This window comes from Paenibacillus sp. 7523-1 (assembly GCF_002276415.1).
GTDB lineage: Bacteria > Bacillota > Bacilli > Paenibacillales > Paenibacillaceae > Paenibacillus > Paenibacillus illinoisensis_A.
Window position 1 is genome coordinate 91361 of the sequence record NZ_NPBR01000016.1, and the last position, 10832, is coordinate 102192.

Annotated in this window: 7 protein-coding genes and 1 pseudogene; 2 read left to right on the top strand and 6 right to left on the bottom strand. The window is 47.0% G+C overall.

The window, feature by feature from the left end:
• Positions 1–630 precede the first annotated feature (630 nt).
• The 5 genes and pseudogenes from CHH60_RS18110 to CHH60_RS18135 form a co-directional block, all read right to left on the bottom strand.
• Positions 631–2442 (bottom strand): annotated as a pseudogene (locus CHH60_RS18110) (serine hydrolase domain-containing protein).
• 419 nt (positions 2443–2861) lie between these two features.
• Complete coding sequence (locus CHH60_RS18120; RefSeq protein ID WP_369680190.1) at positions 2862–3956, bottom strand: glycoside hydrolase family 88 protein; 1095 nt, start codon at positions 3954–3956, stop codon at positions 2862–2864.
• Positions 3957–4115: 159 nt separating this feature from the next.
• On the bottom strand, positions 4116–4916 hold the full coding sequence (locus CHH60_RS18125) for a polysaccharide deacetylase family protein (RefSeq protein WP_095360466.1): 801 nt from the start codon (positions 4914–4916) through the stop codon (positions 4116–4118).
• An 11-nt stretch (positions 4917–4927) separates the two neighbouring features.
• A complete protein-coding gene (locus CHH60_RS18130) occupies positions 4928–6130 on the bottom strand; it encodes a serine hydrolase domain-containing protein (protein WP_255247988.1) in 1203 nt (400 codons plus the stop codon).
• A complete protein-coding gene (locus CHH60_RS18135) occupies positions 6097–8070 on the bottom strand; it encodes a beta-galactosidase trimerization domain-containing protein (RefSeq protein ID WP_095360468.1) in 1974 nt (657 codons plus the stop codon). Before CHH60_RS18135 ends, CHH60_RS18130 begins: the two co-directional genes overlap by 34 nt.
• A gap of 158 nt (positions 8071–8228) precedes the next feature.
• On the opposite strand from CHH60_RS18135, the gene CHH60_RS18140 reads away from it, so the two are divergent.
• Positions 8229–9098 (top strand): helix-turn-helix transcriptional regulator, encoded by an 870-nt coding sequence (locus CHH60_RS18140; RefSeq protein WP_095360538.1) that lies wholly within the window; start codon positions 8229–8231, stop codon positions 9096–9098.
• 135 nt (positions 9099–9233) lie between these two features.
• Here the strand turns inward: CHH60_RS18140 and CHH60_RS18145 are convergent, their stop codons facing one another.
• Complete coding sequence (locus tag CHH60_RS18145) at positions 9234–10094, bottom strand: AraC family transcriptional regulator (RefSeq protein WP_095360469.1); 861 nt, start codon at positions 10092–10094, stop codon at positions 9234–9236.
• 94 nt (positions 10095–10188) lie between these two features.
• Here CHH60_RS18145 and CHH60_RS18150 point away from each other — a divergent pair, with 94 nt between their 5' ends.
• A complete protein-coding gene (locus tag CHH60_RS18150; RefSeq protein WP_095360470.1) occupies positions 10189–10827 on the top strand; it encodes a hypothetical protein in 639 nt (212 codons plus the stop codon).
• The last annotated feature ends 5 nt before the right edge of the window (positions 10828–10832 follow it).

Here is a 10832-nt window from a genome sequence, read left to right on the forward strand (position 1 = left end):
TAGATGAATAAAAACTGTATTTTTATGAATACAAACATAAGAGGGGTGTTTATTTGATTAACAAGAGGCTAATAATTAGCGTCATCACACTCTGTATTCTTATCATATTGGGTTTTCTCAGGTGGGAGAGTGTTGAATCAAGCGCAGACTTTCGTTATAAGTATGATCGATGGACAGGTCAAAAATGGGTAGAGTTCTACCCACTGCTAGGCTTTTCTCTCAACAGCATGGAGTTTCCACTTATACATATGGATGAAATAAATCAAAATGATATAAACAAATATATAGAAAAACAAGCTCTCTCGGGAGAGTTAGTGAATAAGTGGATTGAAAGAACAAAGTTAACGGATGGATATATAGGTCTATTATTATTGAATATTCTAGTGGTAATTTACAGTTTCATTAAAAAATATATTTTGAGATATAAAAAAATATGATGATCTTGCCTCCCCCTTCAATATGCCGAGGCACTAGTTTCCAACTGTCGTACTAACACAAAGACAGCAGTCCCAGATAAGGAATTGCTGTCTTTGCATCTTATAATTGGTCCACTTATTATGTCACTTAAGTATAGAAGGCATCCTCTAGCCTTTGAAATACTTGAAATACCAATATTCAGCGGTTACCGTTCTAAATATACAAATTCCATCCCACAACAAAAGCAGCCAAGATGAAAGCCGAGATGCCAGGCATGATATACATCACCTTTTGCTTTTTTGCATAACTGCTCTTCCGCAGTTTGTAAATGAGCAAGCTAAGATACGCCACTGCCAGAACTACATATAGCAGGTTAAACCCTAAATTGATGCGTAACGAAGAATATGCGGGATAACTTGGAAGTCTGGTAAGGATGATAAAAAGATTAAGAAGGAGCAACCCACCTGCGAAATTAATAGCTAGATAATATTTATCAAAATGGGTTGGAGGATATCCCCGTTTTTTAAGTTTGTAAAGAAGCATCCGGATTATGTAACCGATCAAAGCAACTAAGCTGTAAATGATGGCTAGCGCAACGGGAATAAGAGATATTGCAATCAAGTTCACCTTTAGATTCGATACAGGTAAGTAATCCATGTAAGGAGTGTAGGAAATTTTCTCAACAACGCCATTATGCTCGACTACATTATAAAGGCTACTTAGCTCCGCTTTTGAAAATTTGGTTATATCCAGCAGCCTAAATAAATCGGTAAATCTAGAGGCGGGCCGCCTTGCGGATTGAAAATATCCTCCCCCCTCAGAAGCAACCGAATTAACGTATGTGCTGTTACCGAAAATCTTGCTAATAAGTCCATAATAATAGACTTCCTCAAACGCAATGTTTGTCATGACCACCATTCCAAATTTGGATTCTGGATCAAAGACAACTTTGCTTGAAAAACCTTTTAAATTCCCCTCATGAAGCAGTGTAGGTACCCAATATTCCATCTCAGCGAACCCATGCGCAAATCGTGGGATCGAAGTCTCGTCATAATACAGACTGGTTGACAACATTTCGTCTAACGTATCTCTCTTGGCAAATAATACACTGTTATCATCAACAGGCATCAGCGCTGCAAGGAATTTCCCTAAATCTTCTGCTGTCCCCATGGCTGCCCCTGTAGGATAGAACGTTACGTATACTCTGTTATCAGGTATCAGTTCCAAATCTTTCGTATACCCTTCAATCTCATTCCTTCTTTGCACAAGGTCTGGACGATCCTGCCCCGTTGGATGAACCGTAGTGTCGTTCATATGAAGCGGTTCAAAAATATGCTGATTAACATATTCATAATAAGGTTGGCCACTTACCAATTCCACGATGTAACCGCCTAGACCAACGCCATAGTTCGAATATCCGACGACGCTATTCGGTTTGTATATCTGTTTCGGCTCGTTTTTACGCAGCGTTTCTCCTAAATCATATTCTTTATTCTCGTCGTAATAATACACTTCGGTCGCTGTTTGATCTTCCCAACCCGCATTGTGATGCATCAGGTTCAATAGGGTAATCGGTTCATCCTATTCGAGCTTTTTGAAAAATCCTTCTGGCAGATATTCTCTGATATCCGTATCCAGATCAAGCTTCCCTTGTTCGACAAGCTGCATCAGACTCGTATAGACCAACAGTTTAGAGATGGAAGCCCATTCAAAAACAGTGGATGGTTCCGCCTTTCGCTGATTCTCAATATCCGCAAAGCCATATGCCTTATTTACTATGAATTCGCCATCTTTGATCGCCACAACAGAAACGGCAGCGGTATACTTCTGATACGACTCAACATAAGAATCAATCATGTCCTCTAACTCTGTTAAAGGAATTCTGGATGGTGTAGTCTGAATCTGTTCTTCTTCCGCGTTGACTGGTACCGCACATGTGATAAGGACGAATACGAGTGACAAAACACATGCAATTACTTTATTTAGCGTGTGAAAACTACGAACTTTCTGGCAATTTTTCTGCATCAGCAACTCTCCTTCAATATCAGATAAGATCGAACCTAACTCACCTCTCCTCTATGTAAATCTAGGAATACACACATTTTGTGAATTTCATCACGATCATTGAGCTGACTAAGACATTTTTAGTAATATGTATTACTTCAATCTTTCATTTAGTATAACAGTAATTTTATTACAAAATAAAGCGTTTTCGTAATTGATCTCAAATAGTGAATATACAAAATTAAAGGGGAGGTTATCTCTGATTGTTTTCGGATTTCTGGAGGGATGTCTATATTAAAAAAGAGTACGGGACAATGCCCTCTCCCACGGCCCTATCGAAAGAACCAAGTTTGAAAGAGGATCATCATCCCAATGTGTCAGTACGTTGTTTTTTCCAAGTCTCTTATTCCCCAATGCCTTATATAACCGTTATTACAGCGTTATTTCCCCTTACGCTCATACCAATAACCAGGAATACCACGTGCAAGACGCATTAACGCTTCCAGGTAAAAGTAGTCGCCCCAAATCATATAATCATCCGGGGATAAGCCGCCATGGATATGGTACGAGCCATGCTTAAGAAAGCCCTCTGCTTCATCGACACCGATTGTAGCATAGTTGTTGATTAGCGATTCCATGCTTGTTGCCAGCATCCGCTCGAAATACAGACGATCCGGATCACCAGTAGCCAAATGGGAGATGAGCTCCACCAGTCCGGCAGCGACGATCGCTGAGGCGGAACTGTCCCGGTAAGTATCCGCAGCTACAGGAGCATTGAAGTCCCAATAAGCAACGCTGTCCTCGGGTAAATGTTCAAGGAAGTAGCGGGCCATGCGTTTGGAAGTCTCCAGAAATGCCTTATTTCCAGTATAACGATAGGATAGCGCAAACCCGTATACACCCCAAGCTTGACCCCGCGTCCACGTCGAACCGTTGCTGTAGCCTTGATGTGTGGCGCCGCCGATGGGAACACCCGACTTCGCATCGAAGAAAAACGTATGATACGAACTATCATCCCCTCTAACGATATAACGCCGTGTTTTCTCTGCTTGGATCTGTGCTATTTCACCATACGTTGGATCCCCCGTCCGCTCGCTTGCCCAATACAATAACGGCAGATTAAGCAGGCAATCAATAATAATCCTCCCCGCTTCTTCCTCATTATCTGGGGCTCCCCACGCTTGAATATAACCGCTGCCGTCACTCGTAGTCCGCCAACGTTTCATTAATACATCAGCTGCAGCAAGAGCCAGCTCCCGAGCGCCTTCATCGCCAGTGATGATCCACTGGGCTTTGGCCGATAAGCTGTACAGAAATCCGATATCATGGTGATCCAGGGAGACATGCTGCTCAAGCCGCTGACGTAAACTTACTACAGCCTCTTCTGCTGCCTTCCGGTAGCGTTCATCGTGTGAATATTCATAGCACAACCACAATATCCCCGGCCAAAAGCCATCTGTCCAGTCGTCGTTATCATTCAAAATATAGGTTCCATTCAGGCTGACATGGGGAAATCGGGTCCCGAACTTTTCCATATTATTTAGCGTTTTCGATAGAATGTCCTCAATGGCTTGTATATAACGTTGTTTTCCTTGTAATTCCGTTGTTTGCATTCCCTCGGTAGACATCGCACTTCAGTCCTCTCTTCATCTATTAGGAGAAATGATCCAGAGAATGACAACACTAAAGGATCATCAACCAAGCTCGGTCAATTGGCCTGCCGTAAGCTCTACGATGTCCGTTTCCACGCTTACCCATACACTTTGTGCAGAAGGATTATGGACGATCCGGTAATCTGCCGAGAATCGGAGCTGCCGTAATGCATGCATATACGAAACAATTTCAGCATTCGTAGCAAACCAGATGTTTTCGTTTCCGGCAACGAGTTCTCCAAACCGATCGATCAGTTCCCAGTTGTTGTCGTTCTCAAATTCATAGCTGTGCCCCCACACATACAGCAAAGCCATCTTGGTATGCCTCTGTTTTAAAGCGAGTAACTGCTGCGCGTACTCCACCATTTGCCGATAATGGCAGGTCGGATGCCATCTCAGGAAGTCTGAAGGCATATTGAACCCGAACTCGTTTGCTGCTGTCCGGGCATACTCTATTCCCAACGAAGGCAGCAGCGAGACTAGCTGGTCATTATATGTACCAAAAGGATAGCTCATCCCACGCACAGGATAACCAAGCAGAGCTTCCAGTCCCTTTCGGTCCTCCGTGATTTCCTGAACCATTTGTTCGACCGGGGACTGTTCGAGAAAAGGATGGCTGACGGTATGTGCAGATACTTCATGCCCTGTAAACAAGGTGCGTATCTCCTCCCGTGTAAGAAATCCTTCTTTTCCGAGCGTACCGCTGTTTAAGTGAAACGTGCCTTTGAGACCATATTCATTAAACTTCTCGACCAGTCTCCTGTCATGAATCTGCCCATCATCAAAACTCATGGTGATGGCCTTATGCACCCCACCCGGAAAGCGATCATAGCGAATTCTCATACCAATTCCTCCTAACGATGGTTCAAGCAAGCGTATACGAGATTTCTCAAGCGTGGATGCACATAGGGCTCTTGATTGTTCAACATATGCTGCGCATACATGACGGTCAGCTGAGAAGACGGGTCTATGATCGCCAGAGCACCGGCTGCGCCGCTCCAGCCAAATTCACCAAGCGGACTGAGGGACCCGCTGGTCTGTTTGGAGCAATGGGTGCGAACACCGAGCCCGTAACCATATCCCGCAAGCTGTGACCACGAGAAATGACTGCGAGTGGCCTCCGTCAGATGATCCGTTCTCATGAGATCCACCGTCTCGGCTGCCAGGATTCGAACGCCTTCGGGGCTTGTTCCTTGTTGGGTAAGTGCATTCAGAAAGACGGCGTAGTCATCCACCGTGGAGTATAACCCGGCACCACCGCTCTCATATTCCGAACCGATCCGGTAATCGTTCCCCTCCTTGGGAATAGGTTTGCCTAAGGACTCGCTATATTCATACTGTGGAGCCAAACGGCTCCGTTTCTCTTCCGATACATCGAAGCTGGTATCACGCATCCCGAGCGGGCCGGTAATTTCCTCCCGAACATAGGCGCCGAACCGTCTTCCATCGACAACTTCGATCAAGGCGGCAAGAACGTCATGGCTTAAACTGTAGCTCCACCTCGACCCCGGTTCGAACAACAGCGGTTCTTCGGCGATGGCCGCCGCAACTTCGCGGGTTGGCGCTCTTCCGCTTGTGCGTCTTACGACTTCCCGGATCGAAAGGGAACGGATATCATAAGAGAGCCCGGCCGACATGGTAAAGAGATCCCGTACCCGGATCGCTCTCTGGGCTTTTTCCAATACCATTTCACCGCTCGGCAAGGTCACCTTCACGGCCATCTCGCCATATTCCGGAAGATAGTCCGACAACGGATCATTTAACAGGAGCGCTCCCTTTTCTACCAGCTGAAGGGCTGCCGTGCAGGTCAGAATTTTGGTCAGTGAATACAGCCGAATAATCTGCTTGTCGTGAATGGGAATACGTTCTTCCAAGTCAGCATAACCACTGCGGTAGCGGAAGACCTCTTGATTACGGTGCATAACCAAAACCTCTGCCCATGGAATACGCCAATCTGTTAAGCGGTCGATAAATATGGATAGCGGTTTGAAGTCCATCGCTTTGCTTCCTTCCTGTCTCAATATCACTCGTAATCGATAACTACCATCTGATGGCATTCAAGCTTCGGAACGGTGTAGCGAACCGAACCCTTCTCCCACTGAAAGGGAATGGACTGCACTTGCGGCGCCAAATACACATTCTTCACTTGATGGGGGGTCCGGATGAACACCTCAACATCATATAGGGGGATGATATCCTCAATGACTTCGATCTGTTTGCCACGGCGGACCGGGGACGCATACAGCAGATGATGGACCAGCCTTTTCTCTTGCTTTTGCTCCTGCAGGGTAGTTACGCCCTGGGCAGGCAGATCGGTGTTCATCGTTTTATTAGGCAGCAGGCGGTTCAACGCATACAGGATCGTTTCCTTCAGAATCAGACTTCCCTGGTTTGCATAATCCTCGAACACGTTCCAGGCCAGATAGATGCCGCTGGCGCTCTCTACCATGCCCGGTCCGCCATAGACATCGCTGCTTGGCGTATGCTGGTGCGAACAGAAGGTAAAGACATCGCGGTTGAAATACGGGTCTTTCCTGCTTCCAAGTTCCGTTCCGCCGGCAAGTTCAAGCTTCTGGCCTTCCGTATACATGACAAAGGAAGCTTCCCCCAGACTCGCAGGCTTAAACAACGGATGAAAAAAGTCCGGACGGTATGGATTCACTCCCACATATCGCACTCCGAAGTCAATGGCGAAGGACGTGCCCTCCTGATCCAGACCCGACCAGCCTGTGGCGAGGACCTTACCTCCCTGCTGCAAAAACAAATCCAGCTTACCCTTCAGCTCGGCATTCACTGCCACATAATCCGGTAAAATCAGCACCTGATAATTCGAAAAATCATGTTCCGTATCAATCACATCAAATAGGATATTGCCTTCCAGCAGCATGCGTACAGCCCCTGCATCCGAATCGTTCCGACTTGTGTCTTCTTGTGCTTTAGGGTGCACACCCGTTGCTTCCAAGGACAACAACGCTACATCCGCAACGTTCACAGCATTCACGCACCATGCTTCCTTGCTTTCGACTTCTCGAAAAGCCGTACCAATTAATTCATAGGTTGCGGGATCCATGCGGCCGTCAGGCTGAAGCTGATCCCCAATCGAACATTTTGCACCATTCGCAAGACTGAGAGCGGTTTCATAGCGAAGTGCGTTTGGATGTTTATATCCGCCGAATTCTCCCCACGCCGTATGAAATTTCCCGGTCATGCCAAGAAATTCGAATCCGAGCGTTTGTACGTACCTGGCCGAAAGAGGAAAATGGTCATACCCCCATCCGCCGGTAGGCAGCGACTCCAGTTCCAAATGGGTATTCATGGCAGCCAGGTCACGACGACCGCGCTTGATATGCCCACCGTTATGGAAAATGGGCAGACCTGGTTTTACCGATTCCACCGTTTCCTTCACCCTGGCTGTGTAATTGGCATATGTGCTCTCCCATAGGCTCTTCATCGCTTCCTCGTTGCGAGGGTCATCCCCCTTACGCCGTATGGTATCCACACAGTTATGACAGTAACATTTGCGTATACCCACAATGTCAAGAAACAATCCGTCTACATCGTATCGGAGCAACACTTCCCGAATCTGTTCGATCAGGATATCGAGATAAGGAGAGTTCATGCAAAATTGATGATACCCTGGCTGCATGAAGCCTTCGGCCCAATTCGTTCGATCATTCATGTCACGGATCAGCCACTCGGGATGACGGCGGGCTAGCTTTTCATCCAAACCGGCCGAAAGGTACACTGGTGTTTTTACGTTGATTTCATGAGCTGCCTCAATCTGCGCCGCAAGCAAATCGAAGCTTAAACCCGGATGAATCTCATTGGCCTCCGAAGGATGATACGCCCAGCCATGATGGCACTTGGAGAACACCGTAATTAAGTCGACATGCCCAAGCTTCAACATGTCTTGAAACTGCTTTTTGTCAAAACGGTCCCCAATGGGGACAATGGCTTCCGAGGTGTGAAAATCCAGATGGACTTGACGGAATCGCATGATTTCGCTTCCTTTCTCGTTCATATACCCCTAATATATTCCTTCCAGCATTGGACGAATAGGTGTAAAGACGACTTTTTATAGCACAATTCCGACCATTCGCAATTCAGTGCATGATACAATAGGTGCATCAAGAAGTAATGGAAAGGGCTGGCCTTATGAATTGTCTAGAGCTAACCATTCCCCCACTTCCGCAATTAGTGACGATCGGTCACTCCATCTGGGATCCGGGGCAGCAGCACCTGAGTCGTTCGTTTAACTTGTATGACATGCTCTTTGTAATGAAGGGCACCTTGTACATGACGGAAGATGAAGTGCCATTCGAAATTACAGCAGGCTCCTTGCTTGTGCTTGAGCCGAACCGTCTGCATGTCGGGCATCTCCCTTGCGAGGAAGAAACCGAAATATATTGGCTCCACTTGGCCCACTCTGAGCCTGTCCGAACAATGGACAGCGGACAAATTCCATGGTCGACTCCCTTCACGCAAGGCTCCAACCTGGATGTCACTCCGCACCGACAGGTCATGTATATTCCCAAATTCACAAGCCTGCACAGCCCAAGCATTCTTCCCTTCCTGCAGCGAATGATAGAGCTTCACCTAAGCTTGTCACCCGCAACGTCCTTGCCGCTGCAGGGTCAGCTCGCTGGCTTGTTGACCGAACTGCAGTCGGCTATGCGCCTGCAGTATGCTCCCCGCTCGAGAATATTGTGTGATCAAACGATAAGCTATCTCGAAGAGCATATCACCCGTCCCTTCGATGCGAAGCATATGGAAGAAACGCTCCATTTCCATGTGGACTATCTCTCCCGCTGCCTGAAGAAATACACAGGACTGAGTCCACTTCAATACCTTCACGAGCTGCAGATGAATAAAGCTAAATCTCTTTTGGAAAATACGAGCCTTCCCGTATCCGAGATCGGTGTGCTGATCGGGATCGAGAATGCCAATTATTTTATTCGCTTATTCCGCAAAAAGCTGGGAATGACACCGGGTCAATATCGAAGCACCCGCTTGGGCCGCACATGACAAAAACAGCAGGAACGTGGAATCGTTCCTGCTGTTTTCTTATAGTTTCCTATAGTTTTCTTATGGGTTCATATTGTTTTCTTATGAGTTCCTATTGTTTTGTTATGAGTTCCTGTTGTCTTCTTATCAAGACGTTTAGACGTATTTCTCACGATATTCCGTAGGCGTACACAGGTAAACCTTCTTGAACTGGCGGGCGTAATAATTCTGGTCCCGGAAGCCGCTCTCTTGAGCCACTTGCAGAATGGACAGGTTGGGATTACGCAGAAGCGTACAGGAATAATCCAGCCTCCGGCGGATCACATAGTCCATGGGCGTCGTTTGGAAGTTCCTTGCGAACTCGCGAAGAAACTGCCTTTTGGACAAATACGCCTTTTCCGCGAGCATATCCAGATTGAGAGGCTCCTGAAAGTGTTCCTCCAAGTACGTAATGGACTCGGCGATTCGCAGCGCTTTATTCTGAGGCCACCCGTTGTTCGCCACATAATAGCGGGAGAGCACACCCATGAGTGCCGTAAAGTAGGAGCGGATCAGCATTCGGTAACCTTCTGGCCGCTGATCATGCTCATCCAGAATAACATCAAGCAGACCGGTGACCTGCCGCAGCTGTTCATCATTCAGGGTAAGCATTCCTTTGAAGTTCATTTCTTTCCGGTAGAACGGCTCGAAATAAAATAAAGCCTGGAAGCCAGCCATCAGCTTCAGTTCCTGCAGCTGAGTCATCTGGTCAGGATGAAACATGACGTTGACGTACTCGATATGATCCACGTCTTTATAGCCGTGAGACACATTGCCATGGATGAAGAACACCTGCCCGGCAGAGATCGGATACTCCCTTCCTTCGATAATGTGAGTTGCGGTTCCTCCAAGAATAACAACTAGCTCGGAATAGTCATGCTGGTGGACATCAAAGTCATGAGTTAGAGGGCATTTTTCGATGCGAAAAATAAAATCCGTTTCCAGCCCCAGGTCCAGATAATGGCTTTTTCTATTCATGTCGCTATTATGCTAAAGAAGGTCACTATCGTCAAGGAATTCTGAAGCCAATTACAGTAACATGGGGATAAAAGACATGAAACTGAGGTGACGTATGTACCGCTATCATTTCCGTGCGCAGTGCCGTGAGAATATGGACCTGAAGCAATTGTTCCACGAAGCTTTACCCGTACTACAAACCCGAATGAAGGAACTCGGCGCCTGTCAACTTAGTCTGTTCCATTTCGGGACACAGCTGTTTCTTTATTATGAAAGTCCAGCCCCGTCGGTTGATCCTCATGAACTCTTCGCTCACTGCCAAGACGCTTTGGAAACCTGGCCCGGAACGAGCAGTGCTAGAAAGTGGGTACCAATGATTGATATTTTCCACTATCAGAAGCCTGTCAGCCAGAAACAGTGGTTAAGACAAAACGCTTCGGCCCGGCCTTATGCCAGAATCGCCCATCTCAAGCCGGATCAAGTCGCCAGTTATGTCTTCTACCATTACCAGTATCAGGAGGAGAAGCCGGGGGATGGCGATAAGTACGGGATGATTGCCCTGCATGAGAATCTGATGTTCTTCTACTCGGAAGATCCGGCAACCATCGAGAAGCCGTCCTATTCAGGCAAGCTCTCCACATCCCATACGCCGTCCGACTGGGCGGGAACGATGGAGCCTCACTTCATACCCTGGGATTCGTCCGATGGGAACTCCCCGATCTGGCTGGAAATCCCGCTCGTGATCCGGGCATAACGATT

What these genes read in the sequence shown, in the direction of transcription:
- CHH60_RS18150 (WP_095360470.1), top strand. Translation starts at nt 10,189, where the DNA reads ATGTACCGCTATCATTTCCGTGCGCAGTGCCGTGAGAATATGGACCTG.
- CHH60_RS18130 (WP_255247988.1), bottom strand. Translation starts at nt 6,130, where the DNA reads ATGCCATCAGATGGTAGTTATCGATTACGAGTGATATTGAGACAGGAA.
- CHH60_RS18120 (WP_369680190.1), bottom strand. Translation starts at nt 3,956, where the DNA reads ATGGAAAAGTTCGGGACCCGATTTCCCCATGTCAGCCTGAATGGAACC.
- CHH60_RS18125 (WP_095360466.1), bottom strand. Translation starts at nt 4,916, where the DNA reads ATGAGAATTCGCTATGATCGCTTTCCGGGTGGGGTGCATAAGGCCATC.
- CHH60_RS18135 (WP_095360468.1), bottom strand. Translation starts at nt 8,070, where the DNA reads ATGCGATTCCGTCAAGTCCATCTGGATTTTCACACCTCGGAAGCCATT.
- CHH60_RS18145 (WP_095360469.1), bottom strand. Translation starts at nt 10,094, where the DNA reads ATGAATAGAAAAAGCCATTATCTGGACCTGGGGCTGGAAACGGATTTT.
- CHH60_RS18140 (WP_095360538.1), top strand. Translation starts at nt 8,229, where the DNA reads ATGAATTGTCTAGAGCTAACCATTCCCCCACTTCCGCAATTAGTGACG.